Below are 15,184 nucleotides of genomic sequence, written 5' to 3'. Positions count from 1 at the left end.
TCCGCGCATTAGTCTTTACGTAAGATGCCTGTTGTCTTACATTTGGTCAAACCGAATTTGCCCCGTTCGATGCCCATACAGGACTGCGCCATGCCCGCTGCCGCTACTGCCTGCTCGCCCCGGGACCGCCTGCTCGACGCGGCCACCGAACTGTTCGCCACCCGCGGCTACCAGGCCATCGGCCTGCGCGACCTGGCCAGCCATCTGGGCCTGCGTGCCGGCTCGCTGTACCACCACATCGAGAACAAGCAGTGCCTGTTGTTCGAGCTGATCGAGTCGACCCTGGCCGACCTGGTGTTCGACACAAAACGCTGCATGAAAGGCGCCAGAACCCCCGAAGAACGCCTGCAGCGCTTCGTCCAGGCGTTTGTGCGGTTCAACCTGGCCCACGCCCATCGCGTGCAATTGGTGACTCGCGAGTACGTCAACCTGTCCCACGAACAGCAGTTGCAGATCGACGCGCTCAACCGCAGCCATGCGTCGATCCTGAGCGGCATCATTGCTAGCGAGTGTGCACGCGACGGGCGCCAGGGAGGCGCGATCGGCCTCGTCACCCATGCCGTCATCGGCATGCTGTACGGGCACGCGCAGTGGCGCGGGGTGCAGGTCAGCGAACAGGGCCTGACCCAGGCCCTGATCACCTTCGTCACGGGCATCATCGAAAGCGCCAAGAACAATTCCAACATGGCCTGATCTACATGCACCCACAGCGCAAGACCTTGCACAACGAGCTGCACGCCCGCCCCTCGCTGTACTTCGACGAGCCCGCCCACGTCTACCACCTGGCCTTTCTCAGCGACGACGCACGCTGCGAGGCGCTGCTGCAGCAGTGCTGCCCGGAGCCGGTGAGCCCCGGCGCCGTGCAGGGCATCACCCGACTGCAAGGCCACGCCCTGAAATGGGAACGGCACGCCGAGTTCGTCACCCTCACCCTGGTGGTCACCACCACCGAGCAGACGCCGGCCTGGCAGCCCCTGCCCGCGCTGCTGATGGACAGGGTCGATGCCTTTTTGCCGTACCTGATCAATGCCGTGCAGATCATGGTGCACAACGACGCGGCATTTGCAGGCGAGCTGTCGCGCTACGGTTTCAAGGACCCGTGCGGCTCGTGCATTGGCGGGGGCGATGCGCGGGTATGGAGCGATTTTCGCCTGGGCGAGGACGGCACCAACCGCTTCCTGTTCGTCAACAGGCGCCTCAATGCCTACCGCCAGGGCCGCATGATCCGGCGCCTGCTGGAGATCGAGACCTACCGCATGATGGCCTCGCTGTCGCTGGACACCGCCAAGGCCCTGAGCGTGGAGCTCAATGCCTACGACAGAACCCTGGTGAGCCTGTCCGAGCGCAACGCCGACCCGCAGCCGGGCAACGCCAAGGCACTGCTGGGCGACATTGCCGGGCTGTCGGCGCAGATGGTGCGCAGCGCCGCGAAGACCCGCCACCGCTTCAGCGCCACCCAGGCCTATGCGCAACTGGTGTTCGAGCGCCTGGGCGAGCTGCGCGAAAGCCACCTGGGCGATTGCCAGCGGTTGGGTATCTTCATCGAACGGCGCTTCAAGCCCACGGTGCGCTACTGCGCCGTGACCGAACAGCGCCTGGACCAGCTGGCCAAGAGCGTGGCCAACCTGGGCGACCTGCTGCAGGCACGGGTGCAGGTGGAAATGGAGGAGCAGAACGCGGAGATCCTCAAGAGCCTGAGCACCCGCGCCGACACCCAGATCAAGATCCAGCGCGCAGTGGAAGGGTTGTCGATCATCGCCATCACCTACTACCTGCTCAACCTGTTCAAGCTGATCTATTCAGGCCTGACGGTGATGGGGCTGCAGGTCAGCGCACGGGACGCACTGCTGGGCATGGCGCCGCTGGCCATCGGCGTGCTGGGGTTGATTCTGGTGCGGGTGCGCAAGGTCAAGCACAACGATCACTAGCCCTGCGGCCAGCGCTTGAACCTGCATTGCTTAAACCGAGCGCCATGGCCTGCATGCCTTGGCGCCGCTGGCCCGGCAGCGAAACGCAACACGAACGGAAGCCGACCGCAATCAAGCAGCTTTTGATAGTTGGGGAAGGTTGATACGAGAAAAAATGGCAGGGGCGGCTGGATTCGAACCAACGCATGGCAGGATCAAAACCTGCTGCCTTACCGCTTGGCGACGCCCCTGTGATGCAACTGGAAGCCCATGAAAGGCCTCGGCAGGAATGAGCGGAAATGTACCAACTTTCGCTTCGCCAGGGAAGCCCCCACGCTAAAAAATAACGAAAAAACAGGTGGTTACCGCATGGCTTACGGCATATCCGGCTTTTGCGGCCCATTCACGCAGCCAAATCGCGTCTCCTTCGACGGGCCGTACCCATAAAAAGAGGTGTAGCACTTGCTGAAATGGCTGGGCGAAACAAAGCCGCACGCCAGGGCCACATCGATCAACGCCAGGTCCGAGTGCTGCAACAACCGGCGACTCTCGGTAATGCGCAACTCCAGGTAGTAACGGACCGGCGTGGTCCCCAACTGCGACTGGAACAGCCGCTCGATCTGACGCCGGGACAACCCCACATACTGCGCCAACTGCACCTGGCTCAGCGGCTCTTCAAGGTTGGCCCCCATCAGCTTGATCGCCTCGCGCAGCGGCGCACTCATGTTCTGGTGCACGGTCGGCTGCACCCGGCGAAAGCGCGAGGCCTCGTAGGCCAGGATATCGACCACGGCATCCACCAGGCCACGCCCATGACGCTGGCCGATCCATTCCAGCACCATGTTGAACGCCCCCGCCGGGCTGCCCGCCGTCAGGCGGTCTCGGTCCACCGTGTAGCTCTCCCCTGTCACCTGGCTATGCCTGGCCAGCTCGGCCAGCGCCGCACGGTTCTCCGGGTGCACCGCACACTGGTAGCCATCGAGCAGGCCGGCCTGGGCCAGAAACCAGGCACCATTCCACAGCCCCGCCAACGCCACCCCCGCCTGCGCAGCCCGTTGCAGCAACAGGGCCAGCTCCGGCAGCGGGCGCAGCACGGTGCGCAGGCCACCGCACACCACCAGCAGGTCCAGGCCTTCGAGCGTCTTCAGCCCCAGCGGCGCATCCGGGCAGATCACCAGCCCCAGGTCGCTGACCACCGAGGCACCGTCAAGGCTGAAGGTGGTGGTGGCGAAGGCATCGGCCTGGATCAGGTTGGCGGTGACCAGGGTATCGAGCGCCTGGGTGAAGGCCGGCAACGAAAAATGTTCGAGCAGCACAAAGCCCACCCGCGCCCGGGGCCCGCTGCCGTGACCCTGCCCGCCTACAAAACGCAGGTTCGAGCCCTGCAGGGCACCGCTGAACTGCCGCCGTTGCACCACGTTCTGCCTCTTCTGGTTGTTCTGGTAAAGCGTGCAGAGCACGCCGGGTGGCACGGCAATATGCCTTCAAATGCCCCCGCCGCGATAGTCGTCGCCACACTCGACAGTTGAAACTTTCTGCGCGCGCCCCCGGTCCAGACCTCTGACTATCACTTGTAAACGTGAGGGATCGAATGACGACGACAGTGGGCGACTTCCTGGTTGAGCGGCTGTATCAATGGGGCGTGCGACGTATCTACGGCTACCCTGGCGATGGCATCAACGGCGTGTTCGGCGCGCTCGACCGGGCCCGGGGCAAGATCGAATTCATCCAGGCGCGGCACGAGGAAATGGCCGCGTTCATGGCCGCAGCCCATGCCAAGTTCACCGGCGAGCTGGGGGTATGCATCGCCACCTCCGGCCCCGGCGCCTCGCACCTGCTCACCGGTCTCTACGATGCGCGCATGGACCACATGCCGGTACTCGCCATCGTCGGCCAGCAGGCCCGCACCGCGCTGGGCGGCCATTACCAGCAGGAACTGGACCTGTTGTCGATGTTCAAGGACGTGGCCGGCGCCTTCGTGCAGCAGGCCTCCGAACCCTCCCAGGTACGCCACCTGATCGACCGTGCCGTGCGCACGGCGGTGGGCGAGCGCCGCGTCACGGCGGTGATCCTGCCCAACGACCTGCAGGACCTGCCCTATAAAGAACCCGCCCGCGCCCACGGCACCCTGCATTCGGGCGTCGGCTACAGCAAGCCCAGGGTGGTGCCCTACGAGGCCGACCTGCAGCGCGCCGCCGACATCCTCAATGCGGGCAGGAAGGTCGCCGTGCTGGTCGGTGCGGGCGCGCTGAACGCCACCGACGAGGTCATCGCCGTGGCCGAAAAACTCGGCGCCGGCGTGGCCAAGGCGCTGCTGGGCAAGGCCGCCCTGCCCGACGAACTGCCCTGGGTCACCGGCGCCATCGGCCTGCTCGGCACCGAGCCCAGCTACAAGCTGATGCAGGAGTGCGACACCCTGCTGATGATCGGCTCGGGCTTCCCCTACGCCGAGTTTCTGCCCAAGGAGGGCCAGGCCCGCGCGGTGCAGATCGATATCCAGCCCGACATGCTCAGCCTGCGCTACCCGATGGAGGTCAACCTGGTGGGCGATGCGGCCGAAACCCTGAGCGCCCTGCTGCCGCTGCTCGACAGCAAGACCAGCCGCAGCTGGCGCAAGAAGGTCGAAGGCTGGCGCGCCCGCTGGGACAAGACCCTGGAAAAACGCGCACTGGTCAGCGCCAACCCGATCAACCCGCAGCGGGTGGTGCACGAGCTGTCCCCGCGGCTGCCCGACCAGGCCATCATCACCAGCGACTCGGGTTCGTGCGCCAACTGGTACGCCCGCGACCTGAAGATCCGCCGCGGCATGCAGTGCTCGCTGTCCGGCGGCCTGGCCTCGATGGGTGCGGCCGTGCCCTACGCCATCGCGGCCAAGTTCGCCCACCCCGAGCGCCCGGTGATCGCGCTGGTGGGCGACGGCGCCATGCAGATGAACAACATGGCCGAGCTGATCACCGTGGCCAAGTACTGGCGTCAGTGGCAGACCCCGAACTGGATCTGCGCGGTGTTCAACAACGAGGACCTCAACCAGGTCACCTGGGAGCAGCGGGTAATGGAGGGCGACCCCAAGTTCGAGGCGTCGCAGAACATTCCCGACGTGCCCTACCACCTGTTTGCCATCTCCATCGGGCTCAAGGGCATTTTCGTCGAGCGTGAAGAAGACGTTGCCGCCGCCTGGGAGCAGGCCCTGGCCAGCGACTGCCCGGTGCTGATCGAGTTCAAGACCGACCCCAACGTGGCGCCCCTGCCGCCGCACATCACCGTGCAACAGGCGAAGAACTTCGCCACCACCCTGCTCAAGGGCGACCCCGACGAAGCCGGCGTGATCACCCAGACCGCCAAGCAGGTGCTCAGCGCGGTGCTGCCCAAGCGCAAGCGCTGATTGCATGCCCACGCCACTTCGCTGAGGCGGCGTGGGCGTGGGCAGTGTGCCTTCATCCAAACTGCATGATCCGGTGGCCGTTTCGGGCAATTTGCAAGCCTGACGCTGCCCATGCGCTGGCGACGCCGTTGATTCAACGAGGTTTTTCCAGCGGTGCAGGCTGGCATCGTTGATGCAACGACTACCGAGGCGAACACGCCACCGTACCCGCCACCGGAGATCACCATGAATGCCATTGAACTGCTCGAAGCCGATCACAAGCGCGTAAAGGCCCTGTTGGCAAAACTGAGCGCATCCACCGAGCGCGGCGTCAAGACGCGCACCCAGCTGCTTGCCGAACTGGAGATGGAAATCACCGTGCACACCGAGATCGAGGAGCAGATCCTCTACCCGGCGTTCAAGCAGGCCGGCGGCAAGGAACAGGACGTGATGTACTACGAGGCCAAGGAAGAGCACCGCACCGTCGACTCCCTGGTGCTACCCGACCTCAAGACCACCGACCCGTCGACCCCGGAGTTCACCGGCCGCGTGAAGGTGGTGAAGGAGCTGCTCGAGCACCATATCGAGGAAGAAGAGTCCGAGATGTTCCCGCAGGCCCGCAAGCTGCTGAAAAAGGCCGAACTCGAGGCCCTTGGCGAACAGATGCAGGCGTTCAAGGCCAACTACATGAAGGCCCTCAAGAATACCACCAGCCACTGATCCCTTCCCCAGGCCCGCCGCCGGGCGGGCCCGTCCCACCTTTGGTCGTGCCCTTGGCAGTCACCTGTCACTTGCCTTGAACTCTGCCGCCACGTCCATCGTCATCCGCCTGAGAGTCCGTAAAACAGTGCTTGGCAATCAGCGCAGTGTGCCCGGCGTTTATCCGAACGTAAGGGAGAACCACAATGAACGGGACTGATCAGTCGGCCCACGGCGACGCCTCGCAGTCGCCCCAGGGCACCCCGCAGGAACACCTGCACACCCTGGCCGAAGACGCCGGGGCATTGCTCGACGACGCCAGGGAACACGGCGCCAGACAGTACGAGCAGTATCGCGACCTGGCCGCCGAACAGCTCGACTCGCTGGTCGAAGGCGCCCAGTCGGCAGCCTCGGCCCTTGAAGGCAAGGATTCCCTCGGGCTGGCCCAGTACATGGCGCAACTGGCCAGCGGGCTGGGCGATTTTGCCGACCAGGTCCGCGACAACAGCATCGAGGACCTGGTGCACAAGGGCGCGCAACTGGCCCGCGACAACCCCACGCTGTTCCTGGCCGGCAGCGTCGCCATCGGCTTTGGCCTGTCGCGCTTCCTGCGCGCCAGCAGCAGCCACCCGACCGCGTCGGGCACCCCCACGCAGGCCTACGGCGCCAGCACGCCCTACCAGAGCTCGGTACCGCCGCTGCGCGACAACCCCGTGCCCGCCGACCCGCTGGGCCGCACCCTGGCCGATGGCCCCAACACCCAGGACAGCTTCAAGGGAGGTGTGTGATGGAACGCGACCCACTCGATACCCTGCCCCCCGCGCCACCGGGCGAGCACGACAACACCAGCATCGGCAGCCTGCTGCGCCAGCTCACCCGTGAAGTGCCCGAGCTGTTCACCAAGGAGCTGGCACTGGCCAAGGCCGAACTGCAACGCAGCCTGACCACCCTCAAGGCCGGTACAGCCGCCGTGGCCGGCGGCGCCATGGTGCTGCTGGCGGGCCTGATCATCCTGCTGATGGCGGCGGTGTACGGCCTGGCCTACGTGGTCGCGCCCTGGCTGGCGGCGCTGATCGTGGGCGCGGTGACCCTGGTCATCGGCTTCGTGATGCTGCAGGCCGGCAAGAAGCAGTTCGACCCGTCCAACCTCACCCCTGACCGCACCCTGCATGCTCTGCAACAGGACAAGGACGCACTGAAGAGGAAAGTCTCATGAGCACCTCATTCGAAGCCGAATCGCACAAGAGCCCGGAAACCCTGGAGCAGGAGATCGACGCCAAGCGCGCCAGCATCAGCCACCTGGTGGACTCGCTGGAACACCGCCTCACCCCCGGCCAGCTGATCGACCAGGGCATGGCGTACTTCAAGGGCAACGGCGGCGAGTTCTTCCAGAACCTGGGCACCACACTGAAGCACAACCCGGTGCCCACCGTGCTCACCGGCGTGGGCCTGGCGTGGCTGGTGCTGAACCAGAACCGCCCCTTCTCACCCGGCTCGCCGACCTTTGGCGGCAGCGGCCTGGCCGACACGCTGGGCGACGCTGCCAGCGGCATCAAGGGCGCCATGGCCCAGGCCGGCGAGCACCTGCACCACGCCTCGGACGTGGCCCACGACAAGGCGCGCGACGCCGGCGACAGCCTGGGCAGCTCGGCCGACAAGGTGCGCCAGGCCGCGCACCACGCCAGCGACCGGGTGCAGGCCCAGGCCGCGCAGCTCAAGGGCCAGTTCGACCACCTGCTCAAGGACCAGCCGCTGGTGCTGGCCGCGATCGGCATCGCCCTCGGCGCGGCCCTGGGCGCGGCATTGCCCGGCACGCGCAAGGAGGACGAACTGATGGGCGAAACCCGCGATGCCCTGGCCGACAAGGTGACCCGCACCGGCAAGGCGCTGTACGCCGACGCCACCCAGGCCGTGCACAACGCCGACGCCAGCGCGCCGGCAGCTGCCGCGCAGGCCCCCCGCGAGGGGCCTGCCGACCGGTCCGACGGCCTGGGCTTCAGGCCCTGAGTGTCGCCCCGGCGCCCTGTGCGCCGGGGCACGCCCCTCTGTGTTGCACCTACCTACGCGAAGCTGGAGAGACCATGAGAGCACTCACTTACCACGGCGCCCACGACGTCAGGGTCGATACCGTAATCGACCCCATTCTGGAAGAACCCGACGACCTGATCCTGCGGGTGACCGCCACCGCCATCTGCGGCTCGGACCTGCACCTGTACCGCGGCAAGATCCCGGCGGTCGAAGACGGCGACATCTTCGGTCACGAGTTCATGGGCGTGGTCGAGGAAGTCGGCACCGGGGTGACCGCGGTGCAGCCGGGCGATCGCGTGGTGATCCCGTTCGTGATTGCCTGCGGCAGCTGTTTCTTCTGCCAGCAGGACCTGTTCGCCGCGTGCGAGACCACCAATACCGGGCGCGGCGCGATCCTCAACAAGAAGCTCATCCCCTCTGGCGCAGCGCTGTTCGGCTACAGCCACCTGTACGGTGGCGTACCCGGCGGCCAGGCCGAGTACGTGCGCGTACCCAAGGCCAACACCGGGCCGTTCCGCGTGCCCGGCACGCTGAGCGACGAGAAGGTGCTGTTTCTGTCCGACATCCTGCCCACGGCCTTCCAGGCGGTGAAGAACACCGAGATCGGCCAGGGTTCGAGCCTCGCCATCTACGGCGCGGGGCCGGTCGGGCTGCTGTGCGCGGCGGTGGCGCGGATGCTCGGCGCCGAACGCATCTTCATGGTCGACCACCACCCCTACCGGCTGGCCTATGCGCAGCAGGCGTATGGCGTGATACCGATCAATTTCGACGATGACGACGACCCGGCCGATACCATCATCCGCCAGACCCCGGGCATGCGCGGGGTGGATGGTGTGGTCGATGCGGTGGGCTTCGAGGCCAAGGGCAGCACCACCGAAACCGTGCTGGCCGCGCTCAAGCTCGAGGGCAGCAGCGGCAAGGCCTTGCGCCAGTGCATCGCGGCAGCCCGGCGCGGCGGTGTGGTCAGTGTGCCGGGGGTGTATTCGGGGTTCATCCACGGCTTCCTGTTCGGCGATGCGTTCGACAAGGGCCTGACCTTTCGCATGGGCCAGACCCACGTGCAGCGCTACCTGCCCGAACTGCTGGGCTACATCGAAACCGGCGCGCTCACGCCGGAAACCATCATCACCCACCGCCTGTCGCTGGAACAGGCGGCCGAGGGCTACAGGATCTTCGACAAGAAGGAGCAGGAGTGCCGCAAGGTCATCCTCACGCCTGGCGACAGCAGCATCGAGTTGCCGATGGCCATCGTCGACGACGGCGTGGTGGCCTGAGCCCGTGACGCTGGCCGGCGGCCTCGCCGGTCAGCGTCGGGCGGGTTCAGTGGTGGGCGTGCAGCGCTTCGATCAGCTGCGCCTTGGTCATGCTCGAGCGCCCCTTGATGTCCTTGCTGCGCGCCTCCTTGAGCAGGCTTTGCTTGGTCTGGCTGGCCAACGAGGTGGTGGAGGTGCGCGCGTGGCCGGCGCGGGTGCTGGCGGCGCGTTTGGCCGAGTCGGAGGCAGCGGCGTGCTTTTCGCCGGCCGGGGTGCTGCGACCTGAGCCGCCCTTTTTCTCGCCCCCGCCAGACTGCTTGTTCACCGTGGCCCAGGCACGCGCCTCGGCCTCGGCTTTGGGCGTGCCTTTTTGCTCGTAGCTTTCTTCGATGTGCTGCGCCTTGCGTTTCTGCTCGGCGGTGTACTTGGCTTTGCTTCCCTGGGGCATGGTGCTCACCCTCGATCCGGTTGAATGCGGGCCCGTGTCACGGGCCATTCAGGGGGTTTGAGGGCGCGCGTGCGCCAGGGTGCGATTGGGTGGATGAATGGCAGAGGAGCGAAGACCACCGGCCTCTTCGCTGGCACGCCAGTGAACGAGCGCGAAGCGCTCGCCACCTGTCCTACTGGGTAGCCCCGGCCATCTGCCCCGCCGGCTCATCCGCCCCGCCGATCGGCGCCTTGAGCAACAGGAAGTACGCCAGCGCCGAGCACAGCGCCACCACCGCACTGATCATGAACGCGGTATTGAACGAACCCGAATACTGGATGCTGAACCCGGTCACGATCGGCGCCACGGACCCTGCAATGTAGCCGCCAAAGTTCTGGATCGAACCAAACGAGGCCACCCGCGGGCTGTCGACGATGGTGTTGACGATCATCCACGCAGTGGCACTGGCCATGTTGATGCTGAACAGCGCCAGGCACAGCAGTATCACGCACCCGGTCAACCCGCTCACATATGACAGCGGCAAGGTGAACAGCGCCGCCAGCACCAGCCCGGTGATCACGCTGAACTTGCGGCTGGCCAGCACGCTCATGCCACGCCGTACCAGCAGGTCGCAGAACCGACCCGCCACGATGGTGCCCACCGCGCCGAAACCATAGGCCAGCGATACCACCCACGCGGTGTCATACAGGTTCAGCCCATGCTCGCGCTCGAAGTAGCCCGGCAGCCAGGTCAGATGCAGCCACAGCATGTAGATCACGCCCATGAAGCCCAGCACCGCGCCCCAGGTGCTGCGGTGCTTGAACAGGTCGAGCCAGCCGGCAAAGTACGACGCCTTGGGCGCCTGCACCGCGTCAGCCCGCGGCGCCGGCTGTTCGCTTGGCAGCGCCTGGCCCTGCGCCGCCAGTTCGGCCAGGTACCTGGCCTTGCTCTTGTAGAACGACAACCAGCACAGCGCCAGCACGATGCCGATCACGCCGGTGATGATGAACATCCCGCGCCAGCCGAAGTTGACCATGAACAGCGTCAGCAACGGTGGCGCCAGACACGGCCCCAGGCAGGTCGACGACCACACGATGCCGGTCGGCGTGCCCCGCTCGTTGGCGTCGAACCATTCCGACAGCGCCTTGGCCGCCGAGGGGAACATCGGCGCCTCGCCGATCCCCAGCAGCACCCGCAGGCCCATGAAGCCGCCAAAGCTGTTGACCAGCCCGCACAGCGACTGCGCCACCGACCAGGCCAGCAACGAGGCGCCCAGGGCGATCTTGCTGCCCAGTCGGTCGATGATCAGGCCCAGTGGCAACTGCGCAAAGGCATAGGCCACGGAGAAGGCCGACAGCAGGATGCCCATCTGCGAAGGGCTGATGAGCATGTCGCGCTGGATCGAGGTGTTGGCAATCGACAGCGCGCTGCGGTCCAGGTAGTTGACGATGCCGATCAACAGCAGAAACACGACGGTGATGCGTTGGTACTTCTTCAGTGCGTTCATCTGATGGCCTTTATTATTGTTGTTGCAGCGTCAAACGCCGAGGCGATCCTTCATCCACACGTCATCCCTGGAATACGCACGCCCGCTCAGGGCTGGCGTGCAGTCACTGCCACCTCCAGCAAGCCACGACGGCTCAGGCTTTCGATCAGCGCACGCAGGCCGAATGCCCATTGTGGTGCCTGGTCGCTGGTGGTCACGCGGTTGCACAGGCTGCCCAGCAGCGGGTTGCTGATGGTGACCACATCGCCCAGCTTGTGGGTGAAACCGCTGCCGGGCTGGTCACGGTCCTGCTTGGGCGCGAACAGGGTACCCAGAAACAGCACCAGGCCGTCGGGGTACTGGTGGTTCTCGTTGAGGGTCTGCTGCACCAGGTCGACCGGGTCGCGGCTGATCTGGCGCATCGAGCTGCGCCCCTGCAGCACGAAGCCATCCCGGCCTTCGACGCGCAGGTCGACTTCGGCGGCGCGCACGTCCTCCAGGCTGAAGGTCTCGTCGAACAGGCGCAGCAGCGGGCCGAGGGCGGTCGAGGCGTTGTTGTCCTTGGCCTTGGACAGCAGCAGCGCGCTGCGCCCTTCGAAGTCGCGCAGGTTCACGTCGTTGCCCAGCATGGCGCCGTGGATGGTGCCGTTGCTCGACACCGCCAGCACCACCTCGGGCTCGGGGTTGTTCCAGCTGGACTTGGGGTGCAGGCCGATATCGGCGCCGTGGCCGACCGCCGACAACGGCTGGGCCTTGGTGAACACTTCGGCGTCCGGGCCGATGCCCACTTCCAGGTACTGCGACCACATGCCCTGCTCCACCAGCAGCACGCGCAGTTCTTCGGCCTGGGCCGAGCCGGGCACGATACGCGACAGGTCGGCGCCGATGCGGCTGACCAGGGTGTCGCGAATCGCGTCGGCCTTGGCCGGGTCGCCCTTGGCCTGCTCTTCGACCACACGCTCCAGCAGGCTGGCGGCGAAGGTCACGCCGGCGGCCTTGACCGCCTGCAGGTCGATGGGGGCCAGCAACCATGGCAGGCGCGCATCGCGCTGCTGCGGGTCGCTGTTGGCCAGCAGCGCGGGCAGCTCGATCAACGCCTCGCCCAGCGGCAGTGCGCGCAGGTAGGCGGCCGGGTCGGGTTGTTCGAGCAGGGCCGAGACGGTGGCCACATGCGCACTGATGTCATGCACCGCGCCGGCCCTGACCAGCACCACGGCCGGGCCCTGCTCGGGCAGCCACACCCGCCCTACCCAGCTGCCGGTGGCGAACACGGCGAGATCGTTGCTCAGTGCGAGAGGCGCGTGCGCCTGGTTCTGGTTGGTCATGTGTGCACTCTTGTTGTGGTGGTCGGTCATTGCGAAAGCGGCGCAAGTTGCAACTGCGCAGCGGTCTGGTTCAGCGCATCGAGCACCGCCGGCGACAGGCCCAGGCCCTCGCGCAACGCCTGCTCGCGCAGTTTCAGCCCGGCCTGGCCCGGCAGGCGCACCGGGCGCTGCGGGTCGAGCGGACGGCTGGCCAGCACCAACTGGCCAAGGAAGCTGCTCTCGGCGGTAAAGGCCTCAAGCCCGCCGAAGAAGCGCGGGTCGATCACCACTGCGGTGGCCGAGGCGCCCCACTGCTGCGGCGCGTCCTTGCGCCCGTGCCCGGCCAGGCCCGAGGTCAGCGCCTCGACCAGCAGGGCCAGGGCAAAGCCCTTGTGCCCGAAGGCCTGCCCGCCCAATGGCAGCAGGCTGCCCTGGGGCGTGGTGAAGAAGTCGCGCGGGTCGTTGCTCGGCGTGCCGTCGTTACTCATCAGCACGGCGTGAGGCAAGGTGGTGCCGGCATCGCGGCACTGGCCCACCAGGCCCAGGGTGACGCTGGACATGCTCACATCCAGCAGGATCGGCTCGCCCTGGGTCGGAATACCCGCGGCAATCGGGTTGGGGGTGTAGATCGGGTCGATGCCGCCCTGGGCGCACACCAGCCCCACCGACGGGTCGGAGGAATACAGCAGGGCCACCAGGCCACGGTCGGTGTAGGGCTTGAGGTAGGCCGCCAGGCAGCCGATGTGCGAGGCACGGCGCACCACCGAGATGCCGATACCCTGCGCCTGGGCACCCTGCGCGGCGCATGCCAGGGCACGCTCCACGCAGTACGGGCCCAGCACGTAGTGGCCGTCGAACAGCGTGGCGATGCCGCTGCCCTGCAGGTGTTCGAGGTCGGCGGCACGTGCCTTGACCTCACCGCGCTGTACGCCACCGACATAGCGGCTGACCAGGTTCAGGCCGTGGGTGCGGTGCCCCAGCAGCTCGCCCTCGAGCAGCACGCGGGTCACCACCCGGGCCACCTCGGCGTCGGCCCCGGCACCCTCGAACAACTGTTCGACGAACCGGGTCAGCGTGGCCGTGTCGTAGCGCCGGGCTTCAGACATCGCTCAGGCCCTGGCGACTGTACTGGCCATCGACCAGGCGCTGGATACCCAGCGGGTTGGCGTCCTTCAGGGCATCCGGCAGCAGCGCGTCGGGCACGTTCTGGTAGCACACCGGGCGCAGGAAGCGGTCGATGGCCAGGGTGCCGACCGAGGTGCCGCGGGCATCGGAGGTGGCCGGGTACGGGCCGCCGTGCACCATCGCGTCACACACCTCCACACCGGTGGGGTAGCCGTTGACCAGCACGCGGCCGACCTTGTCTTCGAGCACGCCGAACAGCTGGGCGAAGGCCGGCAGGTCGTCACCGTCGGCCAGCAGCGTGGCGGTGAGCTGGCCACGCAGGGCGCTGACGGCGCGCAGCAGCTCGGCGTCGTCGGCCACCTGGATCACGATGGTGCAGGGGCCGAACACCTCTTCCTGCAGCAGTTCGTCGTGTTCCAGCAGCAGGCTGACATCGGCGCCGAACAGCTGCGCCTGGGCCTGGTTGCCGGCTTGTGCCTGGCCGCTCAGGTGCTGGATGCCGGGGTGCGCCAGCAGTGCCTGCAGGCCCTTGCCATAGCTGGCCAGGGTGCCGGCGTTGAGCATGGTCTGCGGCGCCTGTTCGGCCAGGTGGCCGCCCAGTTGCTCGATGAAGGTGGTGAAGGCCGGCGAGCGGATGCCCAGCACCAGGCCCGGGTTGGTACAGAACTGGCCACAGCCCTGCACCACCGAGGCGGCCAGTTCCCTGGCCATCTGCGCACCACGGCTGGCCAGTGCCTGCGGCAGCGCCAGTACCGGGTTGATGCTCGACATCTCGGCAAATACCGGGATCGGCTGCGGCCGCGCCGCCGCCATGTCGCAAAGGGCACGGCCACCCTTGAGCGAACCGGTGAAGCCCACGGCCTGGATGCCGGGGTGCTTGACCAGCGCCTCGCCCACACCGCCACCGAAGATCATGTTGAACACGCCGGCCGGCATGCCGGTTTTGTCGGCCGCACGCAGCAGCGCTTCAGCCACGCGCTCGGCAGTGGCCATGTGGCCACTGTGGGCCTTGAACACCACCGGGCAACCGGCTGCCAGCGCTGCGGCGGTGTCGCCGCCAGCGGTGGAGAATGCCAGCGGGAAGTTGCTGGCGCCGAACACCGCCACCGGGCCCACGCCGATGCGGTACTGGCGCAGGTCCGGACGTGGCAGCGGCGTGCGCTCGGGCAGCGCCTGGTCGATGCGCGCACCGTAGAAGTCGCCACGGCGCAGCACCTTGGCGAACAGGCGCATCTGGCCGCTGGTGCGACCGCGCTCCCCCTGGATGCGTGCGCTTGGCAGCGCGGTTTCGCGGCAGGTCAGCGCCACGAAGTCCTCGCCCAGCGCGTCGAGTTCATCGGCAATGGCGTCGAGAAATTCGGCCCGGCGCACGGCCGGCAGGCTGCGAAACAACGGGAAGGCCGCGCTGGCACCGGCAACGGCGCTGTCGACTTCGCTCAGGGTGGCCTGGTGGAAACCGCCCGGCAGGCGTTCGCCGGTGTGGGCGTCGACGCTGTAGACCAGGGTGTCGCCCAGGGCGCTGCGCTGGCCTGCGATGAAGTTGTGTCCGGAAAAGCTCATGTGCATTTCGCCTCTGTAAGGGTGCGGAAAGGTC

At 66.8% G+C, this 15,184-nt stretch carries 14 protein-coding genes and 1 tRNA gene; 8 read left to right on the top strand and 7 right to left on the bottom strand.

From position 1 onward, the window contains the following. Positions 1-90 precede the first annotated feature (90 nt). Positions 91-693: a TetR/AcrR family transcriptional regulator gene (locus tag JZZ72_RS05030; protein ID WP_054914335.1), complete on the top strand. Its 603-nt coding sequence runs from the start codon at positions 91-93 to the stop codon at positions 691-693. Between the two features lie 5 nt (positions 694-698). After that, a complete protein-coding gene (locus JZZ72_RS05025) occupies positions 699-1,928 on the top strand; it encodes a DUF3422 domain-containing protein (protein WP_054914334.1) in 1,230 nt (409 codons plus the stop codon). A 155-nt stretch (positions 1,929-2,083) separates the two neighbouring features. Here JZZ72_RS05025 and JZZ72_RS05020 read toward each other — a convergent pair. Together JZZ72_RS05020 and JZZ72_RS05015 are read right to left on the bottom strand one after the other, a co-directional pair. Beyond that, positions 2,084-2,158: transfer RNA gene (locus JZZ72_RS05020), tRNA-Gln, on the bottom strand. 123 nt (positions 2,159-2,281) lie between these two features. Next, positions 2,282-3,322, bottom strand: a complete 1,041-nt coding sequence (locus JZZ72_RS05015; RefSeq protein ID WP_229590272.1) for a GlxA family transcriptional regulator — start codon at positions 3,320-3,322, stop codon at positions 2,282-2,284. A gap of 176 nt (positions 3,323-3,498) precedes the next feature. On the opposite strand from JZZ72_RS05015, the gene JZZ72_RS05010 reads away from it, so the two are divergent. The 6 genes from JZZ72_RS05010 (at position 3,499) to JZZ72_RS04985 (ending at position 9,269) form a co-directional block, all read left to right on the top strand. Then, entirely contained in the window at positions 3,499-5,289 is a 1,791-nt protein-coding gene (locus tag JZZ72_RS05010) for a thiamine pyrophosphate-requiring protein (protein WP_043864059.1), read from the top strand. A 225-nt stretch (positions 5,290-5,514) separates the two neighbouring features. Then, positions 5,515-5,988: a hemerythrin domain-containing protein gene (locus tag JZZ72_RS05005; protein ID WP_043864060.1), complete on the top strand. Its 474-nt coding sequence runs from the start codon at positions 5,515-5,517 to the stop codon at positions 5,986-5,988. Between the two features lie 185 nt (positions 5,989-6,173). Continuing rightward, complete coding sequence (locus JZZ72_RS05000) at positions 6,174-6,755, top strand: hypothetical protein (RefSeq protein WP_116053692.1); 582 nt, start codon at positions 6,174-6,176, stop codon at positions 6,753-6,755. After that, complete coding sequence (locus tag JZZ72_RS04995) at positions 6,755-7,183, top strand: phage holin family protein (protein ID WP_080922937.1); 429 nt, start codon at positions 6,755-6,757, stop codon at positions 7,181-7,183. Before JZZ72_RS05000 ends, JZZ72_RS04995 begins: the two co-directional genes overlap by 1 nt. Beyond that, positions 7,180-7,974, top strand: coding sequence for a DUF3618 domain-containing protein (locus JZZ72_RS04990; RefSeq protein WP_210014115.1), 795 nt, complete (start codon positions 7,180-7,182; stop codon positions 7,972-7,974). Before JZZ72_RS04995 ends, JZZ72_RS04990 begins: the two co-directional genes overlap by 4 nt. A 74-nt stretch (positions 7,975-8,048) precedes the next feature. After that, complete coding sequence (locus JZZ72_RS04985) at positions 8,049-9,269, top strand: zinc-dependent alcohol dehydrogenase (protein WP_058540342.1); 1,221 nt, start codon at positions 8,049-8,051, stop codon at positions 9,267-9,269. Positions 9,270-9,315: 46 nt separating this feature from the next. On the opposite strand, the gene JZZ72_RS04980 is transcribed toward JZZ72_RS04985, so the two are convergent. From JZZ72_RS04980 to JZZ72_RS04960, 5 genes are all read right to left on the bottom strand, one after another. Next, on the bottom strand, positions 9,316-9,696 hold the full coding sequence (locus JZZ72_RS04980; RefSeq protein ID WP_043864065.1) for a hypothetical protein: 381 nt from the start codon (positions 9,694-9,696) through the stop codon (positions 9,316-9,318). A gap of 172 nt (positions 9,697-9,868) precedes the next feature. Beyond that, positions 9,869-11,182 (bottom strand): MFS transporter, encoded by a 1,314-nt coding sequence (locus JZZ72_RS04975; protein ID WP_058540343.1) that lies wholly within the window; start codon positions 11,180-11,182, stop codon positions 9,869-9,871. 86 nt (positions 11,183-11,268) lie between these two features. Continuing rightward, positions 11,269-12,486: a fumarylacetoacetate hydrolase family protein gene (locus JZZ72_RS04970; protein ID WP_123753253.1), complete on the bottom strand. Its 1,218-nt coding sequence runs from the start codon at positions 12,484-12,486 to the stop codon at positions 11,269-11,271. Between the two features lie 26 nt (positions 12,487-12,512). After that, positions 12,513-13,571 (bottom strand): Ldh family oxidoreductase, encoded by a 1,059-nt coding sequence (locus JZZ72_RS04965; RefSeq protein WP_054914328.1) that lies wholly within the window; start codon positions 13,569-13,571, stop codon positions 12,513-12,515. Next, positions 13,564-15,150 (bottom strand): aldehyde dehydrogenase (NADP(+)), encoded by a 1,587-nt coding sequence (locus JZZ72_RS04960; protein WP_408004340.1) that lies wholly within the window; start codon positions 15,148-15,150, stop codon positions 13,564-13,566. Before JZZ72_RS04960 ends, JZZ72_RS04965 begins: the two co-directional genes overlap by 8 nt. Positions 15,151-15,184 lie beyond the last annotated feature (34 nt).

The organism is Pseudomonas palmensis, from assembly GCF_017848315.1.
Classification (GTDB): Bacteria; Pseudomonadota; Gammaproteobacteria; order Pseudomonadales; family Pseudomonadaceae; genus Aquipseudomonas; species Aquipseudomonas palmensis.
This window is presented reverse-complemented; position numbering and strand designations above follow the sequence as displayed.